Origin of the sequence: Agrobacterium sp. ES01, assembly GCF_050320885.1 — a bacterium.
In the GTDB taxonomy this organism is placed as follows: Bacteria; Pseudomonadota; Alphaproteobacteria; order Rhizobiales; family Rhizobiaceae; genus Allorhizobium.
Window position 1 is genome coordinate 156,537 of record NZ_JBNQTH010000006.1, and the last position, 23,021, is coordinate 179,557.

General features: G+C 56.3%; 23 protein-coding genes and 1 tRNA gene. 7 read left to right on the top strand and 17 right to left on the bottom strand.

Translation table 11 applies throughout. From position 1 onward, the window contains the following. Positions 1-38 precede the first annotated feature (38 nt). The 4 genes from ACQQ2Q_RS17800 to bfr all read left to right on the top strand — a co-directional run bounded on the left by ACQQ2Q_RS17800 (position 39) and on the right by bfr (position 5,937). The gene (locus ACQQ2Q_RS17800) at positions 39-1,451 is read left to right on the top strand and encodes a Y-family DNA polymerase (protein WP_428188533.1); all 1,413 of its coding nucleotides are present in this window, start codon (positions 39-41) and stop codon (positions 1,449-1,451) included. Then, a complete protein-coding gene (locus tag ACQQ2Q_RS17805; protein ID WP_428188467.1) occupies positions 1,448-4,780 on the top strand; it encodes an error-prone DNA polymerase in 3,333 nt (1,110 codons plus the stop codon). Before ACQQ2Q_RS17800 ends, ACQQ2Q_RS17805 begins: the two co-directional genes overlap by 4 nt. A gap of 226 nt (positions 4,781-5,006) precedes the next feature. After that, positions 5,007-5,204 (top strand): hypothetical protein, encoded by a 198-nt coding sequence (locus ACQQ2Q_RS17810; protein WP_428188468.1) that lies wholly within the window; start codon positions 5,007-5,009, stop codon positions 5,202-5,204. Positions 5,205-5,451: 247 nt separating this feature from the next. Next, positions 5,452-5,937 carry a bacterioferritin gene (gene bfr, locus ACQQ2Q_RS17815; RefSeq protein WP_428188469.1) on the top strand — a complete coding sequence of 162 codons (486 nt, stop codon included), beginning with the start codon at positions 5,452-5,454 and terminating at the stop codon, positions 5,935-5,937. Between the two features lie 74 nt (positions 5,938-6,011). Here bfr and ACQQ2Q_RS17820 read toward each other — a convergent pair whose 3' ends face one another. From ACQQ2Q_RS17820 to obgE, 11 genes are all read right to left on the bottom strand, one after another. Next, positions 6,012-6,407: a DoxX family protein gene (locus ACQQ2Q_RS17820; protein WP_428188470.1), complete on the bottom strand. Its 396-nt coding sequence runs from the start codon at positions 6,405-6,407 to the stop codon at positions 6,012-6,014. Positions 6,408-6,507: 100 nt separating this feature from the next. Beyond that, entirely contained in the window at positions 6,508-7,029 is a 522-nt protein-coding gene (locus tag ACQQ2Q_RS17825; protein ID WP_428188471.1) for an RNA pyrophosphohydrolase, read from the bottom strand. 14 nt (positions 7,030-7,043) lie between these two features. Next, the gene (locus ACQQ2Q_RS17830; protein WP_428188472.1) at positions 7,044-8,237 is read right to left on the bottom strand and encodes a divergent polysaccharide deacetylase family protein; all 1,194 of its coding nucleotides are present in this window, start codon (positions 8,235-8,237) and stop codon (positions 7,044-7,046) included. A 40-nt stretch (positions 8,238-8,277) separates the two neighbouring features. Further along, positions 8,278-9,600: a S41 family peptidase gene (locus ACQQ2Q_RS17835; protein WP_428188473.1), complete on the bottom strand. Its 1,323-nt coding sequence runs from the start codon at positions 9,598-9,600 to the stop codon at positions 8,278-8,280. After that, complete coding sequence (locus ACQQ2Q_RS17840) at positions 9,590-11,047, bottom strand: murein hydrolase activator EnvC family protein (protein ID WP_428188474.1); 1,458 nt, start codon at positions 11,045-11,047, stop codon at positions 9,590-9,592. The genes ACQQ2Q_RS17835 and ACQQ2Q_RS17840 overlap by 11 nt, the downstream gene beginning before the upstream one ends. Positions 11,048-11,150: 103 nt before the next feature. Further along, positions 11,151-11,633, bottom strand: coding sequence for a 23S rRNA (pseudouridine(1915)-N(3))-methyltransferase RlmH (rlmH, locus tag ACQQ2Q_RS17845; protein ID WP_428188475.1), 483 nt, complete (start codon positions 11,631-11,633; stop codon positions 11,151-11,153). 106 nt (positions 11,634-11,739) lie between these two features. Beyond that, positions 11,740-12,153, bottom strand: a complete 414-nt coding sequence (rsfS, locus tag ACQQ2Q_RS17850; RefSeq protein WP_428188534.1) for a ribosome silencing factor — start codon at positions 12,151-12,153, stop codon at positions 11,740-11,742. 128 nt (positions 12,154-12,281) lie between these two features. Further along, positions 12,282-12,878, bottom strand: a complete 597-nt coding sequence (locus ACQQ2Q_RS17855; RefSeq protein ID WP_428188535.1) for a nicotinate-nucleotide adenylyltransferase — start codon at positions 12,876-12,878, stop codon at positions 12,282-12,284. Positions 12,879-12,915: 37 nt separating this feature from the next. Next, positions 12,916-14,202, bottom strand: a complete 1,287-nt coding sequence (locus ACQQ2Q_RS17860) for a glutamate-5-semialdehyde dehydrogenase (protein ID WP_428188476.1) — start codon at positions 14,200-14,202, stop codon at positions 12,916-12,918. Next, complete coding sequence (gene proB / locus ACQQ2Q_RS17865) at positions 14,195-15,370, bottom strand: glutamate 5-kinase (protein ID WP_428188477.1); 1,176 nt, start codon at positions 15,368-15,370, stop codon at positions 14,195-14,197. Before proB ends, ACQQ2Q_RS17860 begins: the two co-directional genes overlap by 8 nt. After that, a complete protein-coding gene (obgE, locus tag ACQQ2Q_RS17870; RefSeq protein WP_428188478.1) occupies positions 15,367-16,434 on the bottom strand; it encodes a GTPase ObgE in 1,068 nt (355 codons plus the stop codon). Before obgE ends, proB begins: the two co-directional genes overlap by 4 nt. Before the next feature lie 85 nt (positions 16,435-16,519). Between obgE and ACQQ2Q_RS17875 the strand changes: the two genes are divergently transcribed. Next, a complete protein-coding gene (locus ACQQ2Q_RS17875; protein ID WP_428188479.1) occupies positions 16,520-17,380 on the top strand; it encodes an endonuclease/exonuclease/phosphatase family protein in 861 nt (286 codons plus the stop codon). A 40-nt stretch (positions 17,381-17,420) separates the two neighbouring features. On the opposite strand, the gene ACQQ2Q_RS17880 is transcribed toward ACQQ2Q_RS17875, so the two are convergent. The 4 genes from ACQQ2Q_RS17880 to rplU form a co-directional block, all read right to left on the bottom strand. Then, the gene (locus tag ACQQ2Q_RS17880; RefSeq protein ID WP_428188480.1) at positions 17,421-17,990 is read right to left on the bottom strand and encodes a GNAT family N-acetyltransferase; all 570 of its coding nucleotides are present in this window, start codon (positions 17,988-17,990) and stop codon (positions 17,421-17,423) included. Then, complete coding sequence (locus tag ACQQ2Q_RS17885; RefSeq protein WP_428188481.1) at positions 17,987-18,622, bottom strand: GNAT family N-acetyltransferase; 636 nt, start codon at positions 18,620-18,622, stop codon at positions 17,987-17,989. Before ACQQ2Q_RS17885 ends, ACQQ2Q_RS17880 begins: the two co-directional genes overlap by 4 nt. Positions 18,623-18,757: 135 nt before the next feature. Then, the gene (gene rpmA / locus ACQQ2Q_RS17890) at positions 18,758-19,027 is read right to left on the bottom strand and encodes a 50S ribosomal protein L27 (protein ID WP_428188482.1); all 270 of its coding nucleotides are present in this window, start codon (positions 19,025-19,027) and stop codon (positions 18,758-18,760) included. Positions 19,028-19,064: 37 nt separating this feature from the next. Next, a complete protein-coding gene (gene rplU / locus ACQQ2Q_RS17895; RefSeq protein WP_428188483.1) occupies positions 19,065-19,379 on the bottom strand; it encodes a 50S ribosomal protein L21 in 315 nt (104 codons plus the stop codon). Between the two features lie 303 nt (positions 19,380-19,682). On the opposite strand from rplU, the gene ACQQ2Q_RS17900 reads away from it, so the two are divergent. Further along, positions 19,683-19,772: transfer RNA gene (locus ACQQ2Q_RS17900), tRNA-Ser, on the top strand. A 350-nt stretch (positions 19,773-20,122) separates the two neighbouring features. Then, the gene (locus tag ACQQ2Q_RS17905; RefSeq protein WP_428188484.1) at positions 20,123-20,371 is read left to right on the top strand and encodes a hypothetical protein; all 249 of its coding nucleotides are present in this window, start codon (positions 20,123-20,125) and stop codon (positions 20,369-20,371) included. A gap of 64 nt (positions 20,372-20,435) precedes the next feature. On the opposite strand, the gene ACQQ2Q_RS17910 is transcribed toward ACQQ2Q_RS17905, so the two are convergent. Further along, positions 20,436-21,872 carry a hypothetical protein gene (locus ACQQ2Q_RS17910; RefSeq protein ID WP_428188485.1) on the bottom strand — a complete coding sequence of 479 codons (1,437 nt, stop codon included), beginning with the start codon at positions 21,870-21,872 and terminating at the stop codon, positions 20,436-20,438. Between the two features lie 561 nt (positions 21,873-22,433). Next, positions 22,434-22,862 carry a hypothetical protein gene (locus ACQQ2Q_RS17915; RefSeq protein WP_428188486.1) on the bottom strand — a complete coding sequence of 143 codons (429 nt, stop codon included), beginning with the start codon at positions 22,860-22,862 and terminating at the stop codon, positions 22,434-22,436. Between the last annotated feature and the right edge of the window lie 159 nt (positions 22,863-23,021).

Consider the following 23,021-nt stretch of genomic DNA (forward strand, 5'->3'; position numbering starts at 1 on the left):
ATCCGCCGATCGTTTGTGCCGATCGCAGCGGCAATACGGTGCAGCTGACTTCCGTCGATGACGAGGGCCGTGCCATGGGATTGCGGATCGGACAGGGATTGGCCGAGGCGAGGGCCATTTGTCCTGAACTGGATGTGATCGAGAAGGATCACATTCAAGACCAAAATTTGCTGGAGGCCTTGGCGGACTGGTGCGACCGTTATACCCCGCTGGTTGCGATGGACGGCATGCAGGGGCTCTTTCTGGATATCACCGGTTGCGCGCATCTTTTCGGCGGGGAAAGCGCCATGCTTCGGGATGTGCTGGATCGGCTTTACCGGCTTGGCTTCGACGTCAGGGGCGCCATTTCGTCCTCGCCGGGACTTTCCTGGGCCTTGGCCCGCTTCGATGACGGACAGATCGTAAGGGAGAGCGAAGCGGCGCCCGTGCTTTCGCCGCTGCCGGTTTCATCTTTGCGCCTCGAAGAGTCGACGGTTGCTCTGCTCATTCGGCTTGGGCTGAAACAGGTCGGAGATCTCATGGCTTTGCCAAGGGCGCCGCTGGCCCGGCGTTTCGGCGCTCTTGTCCTGCTGCGGCTCGATCAGGCGCTCGGGCGCGTCAATGAACCGATTTCTCCGCGTCGGCCTCTGGCCATGTTGTCGGTCGAGCGGCAGCTGTCCGAGCCGATCCGGGATCAGGACATGGTGCTCGACCTCGTGGCGCAGTTGGCCATGAATGTGAAAGGCAGGCTGGAGGAACGGGGTGAGGGCGCACGACTGTTCGAGCTTTTGCTCTTTCGTGTCGATGGCCGTGTTTTCCGGATCGAAGTCGGGACTTCGGCGCCCATGCGCGATGCCAAGCGCATCGCCTCGCTTTATACCGAACGGCTCAATGTGCTGAATGATGATCTCGACGCCGGCTACGGTTTCGAGCTTGTGCGCCTGAACCTGATGGCCAGCGAACCGTGGCAGGAGGTATCTGCGCAATTGTCAGCGGATCAGGGCAATATGGCGGATCCGCTACCGGAATTCCTCGACCGCGTCACGGCGCGGCTGGGCAATGATTGCCTGCGTCTGCCGCTTTCCATTGGCCGGCACTGGCCTGAGCGGGCTGCGATGATGGCGCCGCTTTCAGACGGTATTCCATCTGATCTGGCCGCTGCGTGCCCGCCGGCAAGAGGGGAGCGGCCATTGCGGCTTTTTACCCGACCGGAACCCGTCGAGGTCACAGCCGAAGTGCCGCATGGGCCGCCACTCAGCTTTCAATGGCGCAGGCTCGGTCATCGTGTGGCCCGGGCTGAAGGACCGGAACGGCTGACGCCGGAATGGTGGATCGATGGGGAGGAGGCGCAAACACGCGACTATTATCGTGTCGAAGACAGCCAGGGACGCCGCTTCTGGCTTTTTCGGCAGGGGCTCTATGAGCGCGGGAGCGGACATCCCGGCTGGTTCATGCATGGGATCTTCGCATGAGTGATCCGGTATTCTACGAGATCGGTGCGCAGAGCAATTTTTCCTTCCTGCATGGCGCCTCGCATCCCGAAGAGATGATCAATGCTGCGCAGAAGGCAGGTATCGCCGGTCTTGGTCTTGCGGACCGTAATACCGTGGCAGGGGTGGTGCGCATGCATGCCGTGGCAAAGGCCAGAGACTTTCCTTTCTGTCCGGGTGCAAGGCTGGTTTTTTCCGATGGGACGCCGGAGATCCTCGCCTATCCCATGAACCGTCGCGGCTGGGGCAACCTTTGCCGTCTTTTGAGCGCCGGCAATCTGAGGTCTGAAAAAGGGATTTGCACCCTTCGGGAAGGCGATCTTCTTGAATGGGGGCATGAGCTTCTGCTGGTCATTCTTCCTCCGGTGTCGATCGACGCAGAAACCGCGGATGACTTCACTGCCCGTCTCAAAGATCTGGCTATTTCCTTCAAAGGTCGACTCCATCTTGCGCTGGTGTCGTGCTTCGATGGGATTGATAGTGCCAAACTGGCATGGACCGAGATGGTTAGCCGGCGAACGAGCATCCCGCTAATTGCCACCAATCTACCGGTATATCATCAGCCTGAGCGGCAGCCTCTTGCCGATGTGGTGACGTCCATTCGCGAGCATGTGCCGATTGCGGAGGCCGGGTTTCGACTGGCGGCCAACGCCGAACGCCATCTGAAGTCGCCACGGGATATGGCTCATCTCATGCGGAATTACCCTGATGCCGTTGCCGCGACAAAGACCTTCTTCAAGCGGTTGTCGTTTTCGCTGGACGAACTCAGTCATCAATATCCGGACGAGAGCGTGAATGGTGAGACGCCCTACAAGGCATTGCGCCGGCTTGTCGACGAAGGTGTGCGGCGGCGGTTTCCTAGCGGTTTGCCGGACAAGGTTGCAGGGCTTCTCGAATACGAACTCGAACTCATCTCGGCCAAGCGTTACGAGCCTTATTTCCTGACGGTCTACCGGATCGTTACTTATGCGCGCAGCAAGAGGATCCTGTGTCAGGGGCGCGGGTCTGCTGCCAATTCTGCCGTTTGCTATTGTCTCGGCATTACCGAGGTTAATCCGGAAAAGACCACGCTTCTCTTTGATCGTTTCATTTCGACGGAACGTGATGAGCCGCCGGATATCGATGTCGATTTCGAGCATGAAAAGCGGCAGGAGGTTATCCAGTTCATCTACGAGGCTTATGGTCGTGAACATGCGGCCTTGACCGCTGCGGTCATCTGCTACCGGGCGCGTTCTGCCGGTCGCGAGGTGGCCAAGGCCTTCGGTCTCTCCGAAGATGTGCAGTCCGCCCTGTCGAGCACGATCTGGGGCTGGTGGACGAAGACCTATGGCGAGGAGCAGGTCAAGGCTGCCGGGCTGGCGCCCACCGATCCAACCACCCAACGCGTGATGAAATATGCCGGCACGCTTCAGGGCTTTCCCCGGCATCTGTCGCAGCATGTCGGCGGCTTCGTGATCACCCGCGACCGGTTGGACGAGGTGGTGCCGATCATGAATACGGCGGATGGCCGCTATATGATCGAATGGGACAAGGACGACCTGGATACCCTCAAGATCCTGAAGATCGATATTCTGGCGCTGGGCATGCTGACATGTCTGGCGCGGGCAATCACATTGCTTGAGCAGCATTACGGCATGAAGACCACGCTCGCCGGTATCATGGAAGATCAGCGGGATGAGGTCTACCACATGATCTGCCGGGCCGATACGGTTGGGGTATTTCAGATCGAAAGCCGGGCGCAAATGAGCATGCTGCCTCGGCTGCGACCGCGCGTCTTCTACGATCTGGTGATCGAGGTTGCGATCGTCCGTCCAGGACCGATCCAGGGTAATATGGTCCATCCTTACCTGAAGCGCCGTCAGGAATGGCGGGATCACGGGCGGGTGCCGACTTATCCAAAGGATGAACTCATCCCGGTCCTACAGCGGACGCTCGGTGTTCCGCTGTTTCAGGAACAGGCAATGCAGATTGCCATTACGGCTGCGGGATTTTCACCCGCCGAAGCGGATCGGTTACGCAGAGCCATGGCGACTTTCCGGCGTACCGGGCAGGTCAGTCATTTCCAGAAGCGCATGGTCGAGGGCATGGTGGCGCGGGGGTATGAGCGCGAATTTGCCGAGCGGTGTTTCAGTCAGGTGGAGGGGTTTGGTGAATACGGGTTTCCCGAAAGCCATGCTGCCTCCTTCGCACTGCTCGTTTATGTGTCCTGCTGGTTCAAGGCCCTTTATCCGGACGTCTTCTGTGCCGCGATCCTGAACTCTCAACCCATGGGCTTCTATCCGCCAAGCCAGTTGGTGCGCGATGCCCGGGAACATGGCGTCGAGGTGTTGCCGGTGGATGTCAATCATTCCAAGTGGGATAGTGTTCTGGAACCGGTTGGGCCTCGTGCCGGCGATGGTGTCAGGCTTGATCGGATAGAGCCCAAACACAAGCAGATGATCGGTGTGATGAAAACGCGTTATGCGGTGCGCCTCGGGCTTTCGCTGGTCAAGGGATTGTCGAAGACGGAGGCCGACCGTCTCGTTTGTGCGAGAAAGACGGACTATCAAACGGTGCGCGACCTATGGCGGCGGGCCGATCTGGATCGCTCTGCCATGGAAAAGCTTGCCGATGCCGATGCCTTCCGTTCGGCGGGTCTTGATCGCCGTGCTGCACTTTGGGAGGTCAAGGCGCTTGACGTGGGGCGGGCTGCACAAACCTTGCCTCTGTTCGAGCGAATGGCGCCGGAAGGGGAGATCGGGCAGGAGGCCAAGGTGTCGCTGCCGGAGATGCCGGCAAGCGAGCAGGTGATCAACGATTATAGGGCGCTTACCCTTTCGCTCAAGGGGCACCCGGTTTCCTTCCTGCGGGAAGAGCTTCAGCGTCTCAAGGTCACCCCGAACCGGGATCTTGAGACCCGTCGCAATGGCGCAAAGGTGACAGTGGCCGGTCTGGTGCTGGTTCGCCAGAGGCCAGGCTCGGCCAAAGGGGTCATCTTCATGACGCTTGAGGATGAGACCGGGGTTTCCAATATCATCGTTTGGCAAAACGTATTCGGTGCCTATCGCTCCGTTGTGATGGGCGCCCGATTGGTAAAGGTTCATGGCAAACTGCAGCATCAGGATGGCGTCATCCATGTGGTGGCATCCCATTTCGAGGATATGACACCGGCTTTGGGTCTGCTCAAACGGGAGGAAAATCGCTTTGCCGTGAATGTTCGGGCTGATGAGGCGTTGAGGCCAACGGTTGATCAAAGGGAGAAAAAGGCGGCGCGAAACCAGGCTTTGCAGGATATGTCCGGTGCGCTCCCCAAGGGACGCAATTTTCATTGAACGCTGTGATCGCCCTGAACGGGGTGGCCTTGTGCGGATTTTTACTTGACAGTAATCATCCTCTTTAGCAAAAAGGAGACATTGAAAGTCATATTTGGCAAGCGTGACACCAATGCTCGTATGCAGCTGTAATTTCATCACTGAAAATGAAATCCGGGAGGTTATCAATGACCTCCTGAATGAGGACTGTTGGCAGCTCATCGTTCCTGCCAAGGTTTATCACCGCATGAGCAAGCGCGGGCGCTGTTGCGGCTGCTTCCCCAATGTGGTCGATCTGATTATCAGCACCACAAAAGCCTATCATGACGCGCGGGAGACCGATGGCGATGTGGTGGTCGACTTTATCGAGCGGCTTCGCCGGTTCCATGAAGAGCAGCACCGGGAACTTGCCGAGCGACGTAATCGGGTCTCACAGGTGGCCTGACGCCAGCGCGTCATTCGCCAAATTTTATCATTATTTCAGCCATGGTTTAGCGCAATGGGATGCAGATCGCCCACCGTTGCGGCTTTCCATATGGGGTGAGCGAATGGTGGATAATGTGTGATTGCATTCCCCCCTTACGCATTCCAGTATACAAGAAATTCAACGAGACCTAATTTGCATTAGGCGATACTAATTCGTCCTTCAATGTGAGGACGGCGACAAAAGACTTGAGAGAAGGGATACCCCGATGAAGGGCGATAAAAAAGTTATTGAACGGCTCAACGAAGCACTGTTTCTAGAGCTTGGTGCGGTCAACCAGTACTGGCTGCATTACCGTCTTCTGGAAGACTGGGGCTATACCAAGCTCGCAAAGAAGGAAAAGGCCGAATCCATCGAAGAAATGCAGCATGCCGACAAGCTGGTCGCGCGCATCATCTTCCTGGAAGGCCATCCAAACCTGCAGACGATCTCGCCGCTCCGTATCGGACAGAACGTCAAGGAAGTGCTCGAGGCGGATCTGGCTGGGGAATACGATGCCCGCACTTCCTACAAGAAATCCCGCGAAATCTGTTCCGAGCAGGGCGATTACATCAGCATGAAGCTTTTCGAAGAACTGCTGGGCGACGAGGAAGGCCATATCGACTTCCTCGAAACGCAACTCGAACTTCTGGAGAAGCTTGGCGAGGGCGCATATGGCCAGCTCAACTCGGATTCTGCAGACCTCGTCGAATAAACGTCGTCGGTGATTTCAAAAAAAGGCCACGCGCAGGATCCTGCGCGTGGCCTTTCTATTTATGAAACGATGGATCAGGACTTGCCGCGAGCAGCGTCGATGCTCCAGGGGCCGGGGCCTGCGAAGACGAGATAGAGAAAAAAGAAGCAGTACAGGATGGCTGCATCGCCGCCATTCAAGACCGGGTAAAAGCTGCTCGGTGCGTGGGCCATGAAATAGGCGAAGGCCATGGTACCCGAGGCCAGGAAAGCCGCCGGGCGGGTGAATAGTCCAAGCGCAATCAGTGCGCCGCCGATCAGCTCAATGACACCTGCAATCCATGGAAGGGACATGGCTGGCGGATGCATGTCGCTTGCGGGAAAGCCCAGGAGCTTGGCCGAACCATGGGCCAGGAAAATGAGGCCGGCAACGATACGCACGATGCTGAGAACGCGGGGAGCCCAAGGCTTGAGGGCCGATGCAGAATACATGGACAATTCCTTCATTTGATAAAGAACATGCGTCTCTATCAGCCAGATTGATCCATGTCCCTTATGCGCTGTTCAGAATTTCGTGAATATTAATATCGACTTAAGCAATGCTGGACAGGTGGGCAAATTCAGACACGACCTCATCATAGACGGCACGTTTGAATGGAACGATCAGGTCCGGCAGTTCCTGCATTGGCTTCCATTCCCACAGGTCGAATTCGGCTTCATGCCCGCCTGGTGGCGGATTAATGGCGATCTCGCTGTCGTCACCTTCAAAGCGAAAGGCAAACCAGCGCTGGGTTTGCCCGCGATATTTTCCCTTGAGGCCGATGCCGATCATGTCGCTTGGAAGATCGTAGTTGATCCATCGATCTGCCTCAGCCAGCAGTGTGACGGATTTCATGCCTGTCTCTTCATAAAGCTCACGCAAGGCTGCCGGCAGCGGCTCTTCGCCCTTGTCGATGCCACCCTGGGGCATCTGCCAAAGCTTTGGCGAGCCATCATATTCCGAGTTGCCTTCGGGGATCCGCCGTCCGGCCCAGACAAGCCCTTGTCTGTTCAGCACCATGATGCCCACGCAGGGCCTGTAGGGCAGATCTTCGGCGCGCAATTTAGTCTTCATTGTTGTCTCCTTGATCAGGGCCGCCCTTCGGTCGCCACAGCCGACACCCCGACAATTTCAATCCCGCGTCGCTCTGCTTCCTCACTCCACTCGCGCACTGCATCGACAGTTTCGTCGAAGGCAGAGCCTACCCCGATGGCTGTGCCTTCGCGTCGCGCTATGTTTTCAAGTTCATCCAGCCGCTTTAAAATCGCCGTTCTGTCGAGTTGCTGGTCGATCTGCAGGTCGGCAAAGGCGTGGGGTTCGTTCAGTGCCTTGGCATATTCACCGGTGAGGGAACTGGCCGAGGAACCGTCATCGAGGAAAAGCAGGCCTCGACCGGCAATATCGCGCATGATGGGTTCAAGTGCATCCGCATCGGACAGAAACTTGCCGCCCATGTAGTTCATGACGCCGGTATAATTCGTGATCGACGCCATTGCCTGATGGAGATTGTCGAGGTTGTCGTTCGCAGAGGCTGTCGTCAAAAGTGTCCCACGACCTGGATCATTGGCCGGATAATCGAAGGGTTCGAAGGGCACTTGCAGAAGTATTTCGTGTCCACCTTGCCGGGCTGCCTGCATCCAGCGCTGAAGGCTGTTTCCGGCCGAGGCGAAGGCCAGTGTGATCTCTGGCGGCAACACGCGGATTGCATTCTGACTGCCGGTCTGGCTCAGTCCCATGCCGCCAATGACAATGGCAATGCGAGCTCCGCGCGCGCCCGACCATGGTCGGGCATATTGATCAACCGGGCGCGTACCATCGGCACCAACGGTTGGTATTCCACCGTAAACGCTGTCTTCCAACAGGTCTTCATTGGGCATCGTCGCTATGCGCGGATCCTGACCGACCCGGGGTGTGTCGATCAATACGGGTCCATCGGTTGGCCTTGAAAGCGGGCTGAACTTGGTGACAGTGCTGCCGTCGGGAAGGGTCTGCCGCTCCACGTTTGCGCCCGATGTCGGCCTGTTGGACTGAAGGTTTCCGGACGCCTGAGATTTTTGCGTCAATATGCTGGAGCCTGATGCGGCATCAGTCTGAAGAAGCGGCTTCTCTTCACCGTCAATGCTGCCTGTCAGAGCAAGTGGTGTGATTGCGCTATACGTTGAGAAGCCCACAATCACAACTGCGGTCAGGTAGCCGAATAACGGCAAAAGCCGACCGCGAAGCGGCCGGCGTTTGGATTTTCCCCGGGTCTGACCCAAAGGCGTATGCAAGTCAGGGCTCAAATTTCGTCCGTCCCGATTGCTGTTCTCGCCCTAGTCCCGATCACTTGGTTGCGACTGGCTTTTCCGTGTTCGGCGGGAAAGACGGATCGGTCTTTTTGCCCCGCAACAAGTCCAGTGCATAGTTCAGCTGAACGTCGTCATCCTTGTTCTCCGGCACATAGGCGACAGAACCCGAACCTTCATCCGTTTCAGCGTTACCCTTGATGTGGCCGGGAAGAGACGATTCGCCTTCAGAACGCATTTTCCCCTTCAACTCTTCCGGAAGTGGCTGCTCCACCTTGATGTCCGGGGTGATGCCCGTTCCCTGAATGGATCGTCCAGACGGGGTGTAGTAGAGCGCTGTCGTCAGGCGCAACGAGCCGCGGTTGCCCATCGGAATAATCGTCTGAACAGAGCCCTTGCCGAATGAGCGCGTGCCGAGAACTGTGGCACGGCGCAGATCCTGAAGGGCGCCGGCGACGATTTCAGAGGCCGAAGCAGAGCCGCCATTCACCAGCACGATAACCGGTTTCCCATCCGTCAGATCGCCAGGCGTTGCGTTGAAGCGGCGGGTATCATCGGGATCGCGGCTACGGGTCGACACCACTTCGCCACGCTCGAGGAAGGCATCCGCCACATAGATCGCCTGATCGAGAAGACCGCCCGGATTGAGGCGCAGATCGAGAACATAACCCTTCAGCTTGTCCTCAGGTACTTCTTCTTTGATCTTGGTGATCGCCTTTTCGAGGTCGTCATAGGTTTTCTCGGTGAAGGAGATGACTCGGACGTAGCCCACATCGCCTTCGACGCGCGACTTCACTGCCCGGATGGCAATGATCTCACGGGTAACCGTCAATTCGATCGGCTTGTCTGCGCCCTCACGAATGATCGTGAGCTTGATCGGCGTGTTGACGGCACCGCGCATCTTGTCGACGGCATCTTCCAGGCTCAAACCGCGAACTGCTTCGCCATTGATTTCGGAAATAAAGTCACCGGCCAGAATGCCGGCACGCTGGCCGGGCGTATCATCGATGGGCGCAATGACCTTTACGAGTTCATTCTCCATGGTCACTTCAATGCCGATGCCACCGAACTCGCCCCGTGTCTGGGTCTGCATGTCGGCGGCTGCTTCCGGGTTGAGATAGCTTGAATGCGGGTCAAGCGAAGTCAACATTCCGTTGATGGCGCTTTCCACCAGCTTGTCTTCATCCGGCGGGGTTACGTATTGCGCGCGAACGCGCTCGAACACGTCGCCGAAAATCGACAGTTCCTTATAGGTTGAGCCGCCAGCGGCTTGCGCAGGTATGCCGGCCGAATAAACGAGGCTCATAGCGGTAGCGCCCATCAGAGCGCCCACGAGGATAAAGGAAACCTTACGTACCATTCTTTGCCCTTCCAGCATCTTTTGCTGTCCACCAAGTTGCGGAATCAACCGGCAACCCGTCTTTTCGAAATTCAATGTAAAGCGTTGGACGATCCGTTTCCAGCGCCAATGCTGCCGCACTTGCCACTCTTTTTGCACCCATCGTGCCGAGAGGCTCCCCGGACAGCACAAACTTGCCCTGACGGGTATTTATATGGTCCATGCCGGACATGACGATGTGATAGCCATCGCCCGGGTTCAGGATCACCATCTGACCATAACTTCTGAATTCGCCTGCAAATACCACCAGTCCGTCCGCTGGAGCCGTGACAATGGCGTCAGGTGCAGAGGCAATCATCCAGCCTTTCATGGTGTGTCCCGTGCCGTCAGGGTCACCAAATGTGCGAATGACTTGTCCTGCTGCCGGAAGCTCGAGTTTGCCGGTCAACTCCGAAAACGGATATGCTGGCGCAATGCGGTTTTTGTCGGGCATGCCGTTCTTGGCGGCCTCAATTGCCTTCCGCCTTTGATCCTCGGTCAGCTGTTTTTGTCGCTCATCCTCGGCGCGCGCGCGCTCCATGGCTTCGCGGACGGAACCGATATCACTTTCCAGTGACGCAATCAGACTTTCCATGCTTGTGGCGTTGGAGGCCAGCTCATCGGAGCGCTTTTGTTCGGCTTCCAGTTCAAGCGCATTCTTGCGGGCGATCTTGTCGTTTTCGACAAGCAGCATTTCCATGCGGCGCTCTTCTTCCTCGCGGTCACGCATGACGGTCAGAAGGCCCGCCTTTTCCGCGAGCGTATCAGCCCGCAGTTTTACGAGTTCCTGAAGATCAGCTGCCAGCTTCGCGGTTTCCTTACGTACGCCCGGCACGACAGCGCCAAGCAGGATTGCGGTTCGTACCGAAGCCAGAGCGTCTTCCGGGGTGACCAACAGTGCGGGGGGTGGGTTGCGTCCCATTCGTTGAAGCGCTGCCAGCACTTCTGCCAGAATAGCCCTTCTCTTGTGAAAGGACGCACGTATCTGATCTTCCCGAACGCCGAATCTGGCGAGCTTGCCTTCGCTGTCGTTGATCTGTTGCTCGAGTTCCTTGCGCCGGGCACTGGATTCTATCAGCGCCTCTCTCAGATCGACTTCCGTTTTCTGCAGTTTTGCGACGGTCTGCTGCAACTCGGCTTTCCGTTCCTCGGAAAGCTTGATTGTGTGCGAAACATCCTGGAGCTGGCGTGCGACCTCATCCCGCTTGCGTTGCAGTTCCTGGACGGGATCTTCGACCTCTGTGGTCTCCGCAGAACTGTCAGCTTGCTGTTCTGTGGCGCTTATGTCTGTTGAGGAGGCTTCCTCTGATGGTGTGGCGTTCTCCTGCGCAGTCGATACTGAAAAAGACATGGACATGCACAGGAGTGCGAGGAGCAGTCGCTTTGCGAGTGCCCGTCTTGCCTGTCCAAGTTTCAATTCAGGTGTCATGCGTCGCCGTATCACCACAGTCTTGGTCAGTGAACCTAAGCTGATTTGGTTCTCGATCAAAGTAACATCTCATCCGAATCGATCGACGATGTCGGCGACGTGTTCAAACCCGATGGTAGGGGTGACCGGATAAAATGGTCACAGCGCGGTAAAGCTGTTCCGCAAGCATAATGCGGACCAGTTGATGCGGCCAGGTCAGCTTTCCAAGATTGAGAACCAGGGCGGCGCGATCCCGGAACGCCGGATCCAGACCATCGGCGCCGCCGATTACGAACGCAAGATCGCGCTGGCCCTGATCGCGCCAGTTGCCGAGTGTCTCGGCAAAGACCTGGCTATCGAGCGCTTTGCCGCGTTCGTCGAGCGCGATATAAAACGCGCCGTCCGGAAGGGCTTTTTCCAGCATGGCTGCTTCTTCGGACTTACGCGTCGCTGTGTTTGATGCACGGCTTTCCGAAAGCTCGGCGACCTTGAGGAACTCGAGGCCTATGGCCGGTCCAGCCTTGGCAAACCGGTCAAGATAGCGCGCAGCAAGTTCCTTTTCCGGCCCGGCCTTCAATTTGCCTACCGCGAAAATCCCTATCCGCATGTCCGGCTCCCTGTTTTCGATCTCAAGATGTCTGGCCGGCGCGAGTTCGTCAAAACCACCGCCGGTATCTCAAGTCGATACAGTGTCGCCGGCGCCTTTGGGCCGGTTAGTGCAGCCGGCTTTCCTCGATATCCGGAGCCGCCCACATCTTTTCGATGTTGTAGAACTCGCGGATTTCAGGCCGGAACACATGCACGATAATGTCACCGGTGTCGATCAGCACCCAATCACCCGTCTCGAGACCCTCGACGCGCGCGGCGCCGAAACCCTCTTCCTTGAGATCGGTAATCAGGTGTTCGCAGATCGCCATGACATGCCGGCTCGAGCGCCCGGATACAACTACCATGTAGTCGCCCAGCGCGGATTTCCCGGCAATATCGATAGTGACTGTGTCTTCTGCTTTTGAGTCCTCGACACTTGCGAGGACCAGCTCAAGCTCGCGGGCTGCGGCATCGGCGCCACGTTCCGGGCTTTGCGGGATGGCAGTGGCTGCCCTTCCCTTGGTGTGCACTGTTGTCAGAGTTCGTCCTTTCCTGGGATTAACAGAACAGCACGTCGGTGATTCGACCTAGCTGGTCGCACCACAGATATAAAGTGGCACTGATTTATTAAGGTTTCAAGACGGGTGAATTGCCTGGTCATATATCTCTAGCTATCCGCGGAATCTCGTTGCTCGCGAAGAGCCGTCGAACTGAGCGTCGAACGAGGGCCATGGATAAACGTCCAGGCTGGCGGTTTGTGCCGCCACAAAGCGCCGGCATCATCTTCGTCGATCCGGGCGAAATCGAAGGCCTGCGCCATCTTCGATGACAAATAGGAGAGTGTTGCGCCAGGACGGTCAATCACCGCAATCGGAAATGTTGTGGCGATGCGGCGCCAGTGCTGCCAGTGGTGGAAGTTTCTCAGATTGTCGGCGCCCATGACCCAGACGAAATGCGTGTGGGTATTGCGCGACCGGACATATTCCAGGGTCTTTGCAGTGTAGCTCGTTCCGAGCGATTTCTCGAATGCCGTTACCTTGATGCGAGGATCGCCGGCTATCTTTTCGCTCAGCGCAAGTCTCTCTGCCAGAGGGGCCAGAACGCTTCTGCTTTTCAGTGGATTGCCGGGGGTTACCATCCACCAGAGCTGATCGAGACCCAGGCGCCGAAGCGCAATTTCTGCTACAAGTGCATGTCCCTGATGCGGTGGGTTGAACGAGCCGCCGAACAATCCGACAACCATTCCTCGCTCTGTATGAGGCATACGCAGGAAACGGGAAGCGATCAGCGTATCCGTCACGTCAGGGCCGGACCTGACCGCTGCCGTGGACGCGGTAGTTGAATGACGTCAACTGCTCGACACCAACTGGCCCACGGGCGTGCATCTTGCCGGTGGCGATGCCGATCTCGGCACCCATGCCGAATTCGCCACCATCTGCAAACTGTGTCGAGGCATTGTGCAGAAGAATGGCGGAATCAACCTCGTTGAAGAACCTCTCGACCACCGCAGCATCATCAGCAATGACTGCCTCGGTGTGGTTGGATGAATAGGTGGCGATATGGGCAATTGCGCCGGAAATGCCGTCCACCAGTGTCACCGCGATGATGGCATCGAGATATTCGGTACGCCAATCTTCTTCCGTTGCAGCCAGGTGGCCAGGCGACAGTGCCAGAACTTCTTCTGACGCGTGGATTTCACATCCCGCGTCTTTAAGGGCTTCCAGCATTGGTGCCAGATGGGTTGACGCCGCAGCCTTGTCGATCAGCAGTGTTTCTGCAGCACCACAAATGCCCGTGCGACGCATCTTGGAATTGACGATGAGCTTCGTTGCCATGTCGAGGTCCGCTGACTTGTCGACATAGACGTGGCAAAGGCCTTCGAGATGGGCAAAGACGGGAACGCGCGCCTCGGACTGGACCCTGGCCACAAGGCTCTTTCCGCCGCGGGGAACGATGACGTCAACAGCACCCTCAAGACCGGTCAACATGAAGCCGACGGCTGCCCTGTCCGTGACCGGCACAAGTTGGATGGCATGAACGGGCAGGCCGGCACTCTCAAGTCCCTTGACCAGGCATGCGTGAATTGCACGAGATGAACGAGCCGAATCCGAGCCGCCGCGCAGGATCACGGCATTGCCTGATTTCAGGCAAAGCGCGCCTGCGTCGGCTGTCACATTGGGACGGCTCTCGTAGATCACGCCGATGACGCCCAGCGGCGTGCGCACGCGTTCGATATGAAGGCCATTTGGCCGGTCCCAGGCGGCAATCACGTCACCGACCGGATCCTTGAGATCTGCAATGGCACGAATGCCGTCGGCCATGGCGCGAATGCGGTCAGGGGTGAGGATCAGCCGATCGATGAAGGATCCAGAAATGCCGGCAGCCTTGGCTTTCTCGACGTCGACATTATTGGCATCCAGGATCTCAGATTCAGCATTCTCGATCGCCTCTGCCATCGCTTCGAGCGCCTTGTTCTTGGCCTCTGTCGAGGCGATCGCCAGCGGGCGTGCGGCGACCTTCGCATTTCGACCGATCTCACCCATCAGGGATTCAATCGAATTCGTGTCCGTTGCGAGGGGTTCAAGCATGGGCTGTGTCCTTCTTCGTGCTTACCGAAGGGGGCTTGCGGCTCGTTTCTGTCAGGACAAGGTCGTCCCTGTGGATCATGGCAGCACGTCCGGCATAGCCGAGAATATCCTCGATCTCCGATGATTTTCGACCCGTGATCCTGCGTGCATCCTCTGCATCGTAGCCTGCCAGTCCTCGGGCGATTTCCCGACCTTGCGGACCGAGCACCGCGATCGTATCTCCACGGCTAAAATTTCCCTTAACCTCACGTACACCCGCAGGCAGCAGGCTCTTGCCCGCGCCCAATGCGGTTTCCGCTCCGGCGTCGACATGCAATTCGCCAGCCGGCTGAAGCTGGCCGGCGATCCATGTCTTACGTGCGGTGACAGGCGTTCCGGATGGTGCGAACCAGGAACAGCGCGCGCCTTCGCTGATCGACTTCAGCGGATTCGCACTTTTTCCCGAGGCAATGATCATGGCGCAACCAGCACCCGTCGCAATCTTTCCGGCATCGATTTTCGTGCGCATTCCACCGCGCGAAAACTCGGATGCTGCCCCGCCTGCCATGGCCTCGATTTCCGGGGTAATGTCTGAAATCTCTTCCAGAAACCGCGCATCGGGATCAAGATGCGGAGGCGCCGTATACAGACCATCGATATCCGACAGCAAAATGAGGAGATCTGCGCCAGTCATGGTGGCGACGCGGGCGGCAAGCCGGTCGTTGTCGCCATAGCGGATTTCGGTGGTCGCCACCGTATCATTTTCATTGATGATCGGGACTGCACCGATTTTCAGCAATTGATGGATCGTTGCGCGAGCATTGAGATAGCGCCTGCGCTCTTCAGTGTCTGCAAGGGTCAACAGGATCTGGCCCGCGACAATGGACGTACGCGAAAGACTCTCCGACCAATGGCGCGCAAGCGAGATCTGGCCGACGGCCGCAGAAGCCTGACTTTCTTCCAGTTTCAGAGCGCCGGCATGCATGTCCAGCACCGAGCGACCAAGCGCGATGGCACCGGAGGACACAACGAGAATATCGACACCCTTTGCGCGCAGCGCAGCGATATCGTCGCAGATGGCATCGAGCCAAGCCTTCTTGAGCCCGCTGCTCCGGTCGACAAGCAAAGCAGAGCCTATCTTGATGACGATGCGCCGATACTGGTCAAGAGCTTTGGGGCTCGACGTCATTGATCATCGTCCTTGGGCAGATCGCGATGGCGGATCTTCTGCACGCGTTCTGGAACTTCGTCGACTGGCTGCGTTCCTTCCGCAACAATCACGTCGCGCAAAGCCCGCAGGGCATCCGTCATGCCCTTGCCGGTTACGGCGGACAACAGAAGCGGTTTGCGGCCGCAGGCCTCTTCCAGTTCCTTCGCCTTTTTCTTCAGTTCGGCGTCGTCCAGAACGTCGACCTGGGACAGGGCAACAACCTCCGGCTTGTCTGTAATGCCGTGACCGTAAGCGTCCAGTTCGTGCCAAACGGTCTTGTAGGCCTTGCCCACATCTTCTTCCTGTGCGGAAACGAGATGCAGGACAACGCGCGTACGCTCCACGTGACCCAGGAACCGGTCTCCGATGCCGACACCTTCATGGGCGCCTTCGATCAGGCCTGGAATATCGGCCAGAATGAACTCGCGTCCATCCACGGTGGCGACACCCAAATTGGGATGCAGCGTGGTGAATGGATAATTGGCGATCTTCGGGCGCGCCCGCGTCACGGTCGCCAGGAATGTCGACTTGCCGGCATTGGGCAGACCCACAAGTCCGGCATCCGCAATCAGTTTCAGCCGAAGCCAGATATTCTTTTCTTCACCTTCCAGACCGGGATTGGCCCAGTTGGGAGCCTGATTGGTGGACGATCTGAAGTGGGCGTTGCCGAAGCCGCCATTGCCGCCCTTGGCCAGACGGAACCTCTGACCCTCAACCGTCAGGTCGATAATCAGCGTTTCCTTGTCTTCTTCAAAAATCTGGGTGCCAACCGGCACTCTCAGCGTCACGTCATCGCCATTGCCGCCCGTGCGGTTGCGGCCCATGCCATGGGTGCCGATCGTGGCCTTGAAATGCTGCTGATAGCGGAAGTCGATCAGCGTATTGAGGCCATTGACGGCTTCCACCCACACATCGCCGCCGCGTCCGCCGTCGCCACCATCCGGGCCGCCGAATTCAATGAATTTTTCACGGCGGAAAGACACGCTGCCCGCGCCACCGTCACCGGAGCGAATATAGACCTTGGCTTCGTCGAGAAATTTCATAGTACAGCTATCACTTCCATGTCAGGGTATTTCCTGCAATCGGCGCCATCGATATCGCCGGATGGGCAGGAGGTCAAAGAGTATCGTGAAGTTCGCAAGTTACAACATCCAGTTTGGGTTGGGTCTGGACCGTCAATTTGACCCCGAGCGCATTGCCAGAAGTCTTGAGGGGGCTGATGTCATCGCGTTGCAGGAGGTTACCCGCGGCATGCCTCACAATGGTGGTGTCGATCTCGTTTCTGTGATGGCGGATCTCTTTCCCGATCATCACTTCATTTATGGTCCCGCCTGCGATCTTCACCTTTCGTCCGAACGTGTCGATGGTCGTCTGGTCGACAAGCGCTATCAGTTCGGCAATATGGTTTTGTCGCGCTGGCCGATTCTGGCGCATCGCATGCTTCTTCTTCCGCGTCATCGCACCTTCGACAAGCTCAACCTGCAGCGTGGTGCAACCGAAGCCGTGATCGCCACACCGGATGGACCGTTGCGGGTCTATTCGGTCCATCTCGATCACGTTTCGCCCGATGAACGGATCGATCAGATCGATTTTCTCAAGGAGCGGGTCCTGAACTTCGTCAACGAAGGTGGCGCCATTACCGGCGCGACGGAATTTGGCGTTGCCGATCCGCCGCTTCCCGAGGACTTCCTGATCCTGGGCGACTTCAACATGGAGCCCGAATCGCCTGAATACTGTGCGATGACAGGCTATGGCGACGCATTCTACGGTCGGGTGCTGAGAGCCGGCTTTCCGGTCGATGCTCTGGCGCGCTGCGGCGCGGTGACCGCCGACAGCGTCACCTGGATCGATTGTGATAACCATGCCGAGCGCAAACATCTGGATTACTGCTTTCTCAGTCCGGGTCTTGTGCCACGGCTCAAGGATGCCTTTATCGACATTGAGGCGGAGGGTTCCGATCATTTGCCGATCTGGGTCGAATTGGGTTGATCCGGCGCAGTTGTTGCGCCTGCGCCGGACCTGGTGATTGTCAGGGCCGGCGGAAACCAGCCTGCGCCAACTTTGTCTCGATATGCGGTGAGGCGATACCCCGAGCAATGGAATAAAGCGTATCCGTTCGCGTGATTGCGAAACCGAGCTTTTCCTGAATGCGCAGCGAGGCCGCATTATCGGCAAAGGCGCCACTGTGAAGTGTTACCTCAGGCATGCGCATGAAGAAGCGCTCGGTAACGGCATAAGCGGCCTCGCTCATATGGCCTTTGCCCCAATAATAGCGGTTCAGCCAATAGCCCATTTTCCACAGACCGTGTCTCAGCTCGATGGAGACGACACCGATATGGGTATCGTCGCCGGTGGTGATGGCCAGTGACCAGTCCTTTGACAGAGCTGATGTCGACTGGCTGAGCCAGTCGATTGCATCCTGCCGATGAAATGGCAGGGGAACGCGTGTCAGCATTCTGCTGATAGCAAAATCAGACAGGGACTGGGCGATGGCGTCTGCATCGCTCATGCGATGAGGGCGCAGAATAAGCCGCGATGTTTCGATCGTCGGGCAGGGCCCCGGCGTTTGCAAGACATGTTTTTCCATGACGGGGCTCATCGCATCTCTCCCCAACTCTTCAGCGAAATCCACGTCTTGCGGTCCAGCCGGAACCACTCCACCGGCATCATGCCACCCATGGCAAGGCTGCCGACCATTCCAGACCCCTGAAACTGGAAGCCGCATTTCTGGATAACGCGCCTGGAGGCGATGTTGGTCACCCGGCAACGCGCGTCGATCTGGACGATCTGTCTTGTGCGAAAGGCCATATCGATCAGGGCATGCGCTGCCTCGGTGGCATATCCCTTGTTCCAGTAGGGTTCACCCAACCAATAGCCCAGTTCCAGTGTGCCCTCGTCTTCAGCGTGGGTTTCGAGCGCGCAGCAACCGAGGAACTCGCCGTTTTCACCCTTGGTAATGGCATAGACGCATTTGCCAATCTCGCCATTTTTCGAACGTCGCACGAAATCCGCGGCGTCTTTTGCCGTATAGGGATGGGGCATACGCGACACCATCGTCGCGATTGTGGCGTTATTGGCGAGATGGGCAAGGGCGTCGATGTCTTCTTCGTGGGGTGCGCGCAGGACAAGCCTTTGCGACAACAAGACGGGGCAATCGCTCCTTAACCGGTCAGGCCTCAGCCTTTCCTCGGGCGGCCTGGATGGCCTATCCCTCAATAATTCACTCTGCATGGTTCAGTCTCCTTTCGGTTGAAAAGACAAAAGAAAAAGGGAAGCCGGGTTGCCCCATCTTCCCTTTTTACTTTTCTGAACCTGATGCGGTCAGCCGGGTCGATGAGACGCCGGCTGTTTTTGAGCGCTACCGGCTTATTCCGCTGCTTCGGCTTTCGGTGCCACAGACACGTACACGCGGCCATTGGCCTTCGTACGGTAGTTCACATTGCCTGCCGTGAGTGCGAAGATCGTGTGATCCTTGCCCATGCCGACATTGGCGCCGGGATGCCACTGCGTGCCACGCTGACGAATAATGATGTTGCCTGGAATGACGACTTCGCCGCCAAACTTCTTCACGCCAAGGCGCTTGGATTCGGAATCGCGACCGTTGCGCGAGGAACCGCCAGCTTTTTTGTGTGCCATTGGAGTTCTCCTTTAAACCTTGTTTCTCGTTGACCGATTACGCAGCGACGATGTCGGTGATGCGCACGACGGTGTGATGCTGACGATGGCCGCGCGAACGCTTGGAATTCTGGCGACGGCGCTTCTTGAACGCGATAACCTTCTTGCCACGGTTCTGCTCGACAACTTCGGCCTTGACGGATGCGCCGGCGACAAAAGGTGCGCCGATGGTTGCGTCGGCGCCAACGCCAACAATGAGAACTTCAGTGAATTCGATGGTTGCACCAGCTTCGGCTTCCAGCTTTTCGATGGTCAGCACGTCGTTGGCCACTACGCGGTACTGCTTACCGCCGGTCTTGATGACTGCGAACATTTTTTATCCTTTCATGTTCGTTCCGGCTCTGCGCGGGTATACCCGTTGCGGCCGTCTTCTTGTCAGTCGGTTGAGCAGGTAAAAGCAGCCATTCAAGGCCACCGGCACCTGCCGATGGAGCTCTGCCCAATGGGGCGGAGAAATCAAGACACAGTAAGCCCGTGTCTAATTCACGGCTCGCATACGTGAGGCAGTAAAAACTGTCAAGGCAAATGCTGGAAATTCGTCATGTTAAGCCCTTGCCAGCTAGATCAACTGTCGCTATGTGAAAGCCCGCGCAGCAATGCGTCGACCAAATCACGCGGAGAGGTGGCTGAGAGGTCGAAAGCACCGCACTCGAAATGCGGCATACGGGCAACCGTATCGTGGGTTCGAATCCCACCCTCTCCGCCATTCTGAACCTTGGGGTGCAAGGGATCAGAAGAGTCTCCGAATTTTCTCGATCGTCGAGGCTCGTGTCTAAATTGGTCGGGGCCACAATGGAGGCGTAGCCAGAGGACGCATAATAGCTATGCGAAAAGATGATCAGTTTAGATGTTGTAAGCGCTCAAAAAGAGTCTAATATCTAAGAGTGCTTCGGTGTCATCGAGGAACGCAACTTTCGCGCGCTTTTAGGTTTGTATGATCGACTCGATCCTCTACTGGCAAGGAACTCTCGGCTCTGTCGGGAGTTAACAATGTTCTGTTAAGGGAAAGTCGTCAGAGTGTCTGCATGATATGCTTGCCTACGCGAGGTCGAAGTTATGAAGAAAGTCGAGCGGCTGCGACGCGGTGAGCAGAGGGATAACGCGGTGAAATCTTTTTTGATGATGTGGGCCAACACAGATGAGCTTATCGAAAGCGAATTGAAATCTCGCGGTGAAAAGTTCGTGCCGGGCGATAATGATTTCGATGCTCTGACAAGCATAATTGAAGAGAACAGGCAGGATCGCGACGAATACGAGCGCGCCATGTCTGAGACGATTACCGGCTGGTCTTCAAGTCGTTCTTAATGGAGCGCGTCACTGCAAGTAAAATAGTAGGTTGACGAGATACCGCAACCGGAGGTCCTAATCTTCAAGTGATTTTCCGCTTGACTTGAACATAGCCGCTCATTCGCCAAGCCCACGCGTCTGAGTTCGCCCTACCGTCCAAGGTCGTTTCCTTGGCTCTTGCCGCTGATAGGGTAACAATCACAGCATCAATGTCTGGCTCGCATTTAATTTCTCTAATGCGCTGAGTGTCATCTTTCCAAAGCGCAATTGTATAGTTGGGCGGATATCCATCAACTCGCTCTGACTGCCGTTGCAATAGAGCTCTGCATGTGAAGGTCAGAATGGATGAACCGGGGTCTTCTGCCAAGCCAGTTGCATTCCGTGCAGCCCATCGATCTTTCAGCTGAGGGCCGTCCATAAGCAGAACGAACACCAAATTAGGCCCAATGCTTTGCAATACGCTGTGCACCGGCTCGCTTCGCGCCAAATCCTCGCATATCAATGTCGTAAATACAGAGCTTTCCCTGAATACCGTGCTACTTATCCGGCGCTCAGTGAGATCAATGTTTTCCCACCAAAACGTATTGGCATCTAAAACATTGTCTAAGCAGTAAGATTCCACCTGGGCGCCATTTAGCCGCCATCGATGATGTTTTCCGCGAGCGGATGTTACGGCAACTCTCTCTCCGCCAGTTGGCTCGTCGTAGAACATGGTTGTAAGAACGAAGTTGCCCTTTTTTACATCACCGTCAGTTCCGTCTTCAGAGCTTCCCGCTACCAGAAACTTGACGTTCTTATGCTCAGGCTTCCGCAACGATTCAACTAGCTCGCTGTAAGTTCGCCAATCTAAAGAGAACTCCGGGAACACAATGCCCTCCACCGTTGTGCCTTTCGTCAACCCAATCTCAAGCAGCTCCTCCACAAGCGTAGGAACTTTGGCTTTCTGGAGCCAGGATTGGTGCAACTCGAATTCGCCCCAACGATCAAATTCAGGAGCATAGCTTCCTTCCACCTCGATGGCGCTAAAGTCTCTTGCATCGATTTGGTAAGGGAAGGGGACAAGTAGTATATTTAGTGGCTTGGTGTTCTTCTCCAGTTTGAGCGGAGGGCGATACCAGAAAGCGGAGGCCTTGTATGGGGGAGGGAGCAAAGCCAGGTTGTGGCTAAGCGTTCTCAATGTGCAGCCGACCATTGGTGTTCTTGATTTGGGCATAACGCAGACAACGTTCTCGTCGGCCAGCACGCACATGGAGCCGTCTTTTGCCGTTGATCTAAGATGCGATGGATGGTTTTTGTCGATAATTTCGGCTTTGGGCCTGCTCTGGGAGCGCTGGAAAGCGAAGTCTATCCAGTTGCCATCAACATAACCAAGCCCTTCGCAGGCCTCATCACAGATTGCAAAGAGTGCCAGAGCTGCTTTCAGCCACGTCAGGTCTGTTGTGCCTTTTTCGAGCGAGACCACAGATTGAAGACGCTCTTTGATAATCTGGATCCAAAGCAAGGAAATGACATCATACATTCCGGAGCTTGCGCGCCAGGCTTTGCCTAGCTTGACCCAATATTTCGGCCCGCCTTCAATAATATCGCTAGCGGTTATCGCTCCAGGTTTCTTGTTATGACGAGTGGCCAAATGTCGATTGATTCTCTCCCCAGCAGCTATATTCGCGGTCGATAGCGCTGCGGGCTTCAGTCTATGATAGATGCCAGAGTATTCGATTAGCGTCCCTACGCCGGCGAAGACGTCAGTGGGGAGGATGGGCATTACATCAATTGATCCGTCTCGTGTCGGCGTGGTCCCTCGAGGAAATACAGCTTGAAGGATGCGCTCTACTGACTGTTGACTTCTCATCTATGGAATCTCACAGGTCGCCGTTTCGACGATGAATTACGTATGGTTGTATGTGCTAAGGAAACTGAACTCCTGATTCTTTACAAGAGCTGACTCGATCAATCGTTCTATTTGGTAGGTTTTTTCTCGCGGCTGAGTCTTTTGGTAGCAGGAGAGGGCAGGCAATACAGTTCAACAGCTGCGGGCAGCTTTTCTGTGGTCGCCACACATCCACCTAGCTACTAATTTTAATTATTTTGATAATTGCTGCTGAATCAGAAACAAAAGCAACGAAGGCAAACCCGACAAAAAGTAAATTCCGCTCCCTCCAAATACACCCGCCATGAAACCGTGAATAATCACATCGGAGAGCGCTTTTTGATCTTTTTGAGGTCGAGCCCGAAAGATCCTGATTACGATGCCAAGGGCAATGCTAATAATTCCCAAGAACATCGCAATTACAGCAGCCCAAAGTATTAACCATATTAAAAATGCGATTTGGCTCGATACAGAGGAAGACAGTTTGGCGTAATTATCTTCAACTATCTGAAGGAATACAGCTGCCGCAATAAGTCGTGCGATCATTGCAATGTAATCTGAAATGTATTTTACGGCATCGAAGCGATCTTTTTGCTCCAAAACATTTTTTGGCTGGCTACCGTGTTGAATGCTGTTCGACAAGTTTTAGTTGAGCCCATGGTCAATATTCGGTTGATAGTGGGATAACCCTTGGCACCCCTCCAGGGGCGTCTTACGCGTGATCCTCAATAACTATTGGAGATCAGCATCGCGACGATCCGGAAGCTCAGAGGACGCTGGCAAGTGCAGGCGTGTAAGCGC